Below are 230 nucleotides of genomic sequence, written 5' to 3' on the forward strand. Positions count from 1 at the left end.
GGTCAGCAGCGCCCGCACCAGCTGCTGGTCTTTGGCTGATGTCGGGTATCGTCCGGCGAACTCGGCCGCGGGCAGGTTCCCGGTGAGCTGGGCTTGACGGATCAGTTCGCCGACCGCGCGGCGCGCAGATCCTGCGGCTGCGCCTCGGCATCGGCAACGGCCGACCTGAAACGCTCACCAGGATCGGGGCGCGATTCGACTTCTCCCGCGACCGGATCCGGCAGCTGCAT

General features: G+C 69.1%; 1 protein-coding gene. It reads left to right on the forward strand.

Annotation, left to right across the window (positions count from 1 at the left end):
* Positions 1 to 149: 149 nt before the first annotated feature.
* A partial coding sequence (locus tag GV792_RS28940) for a hypothetical protein (RefSeq protein ID WP_309139167.1) occupies positions 150 to 230 on the forward strand: 81 nt, incomplete at its 3' end.

Origin of the sequence: Nocardia cyriacigeorgica, from assembly GCF_010868145.1 — a bacterium.
GTDB lineage: Bacteria > Actinomycetota > Actinomycetes > Mycobacteriales > Mycobacteriaceae > Nocardia > Nocardia cyriacigeorgica_D.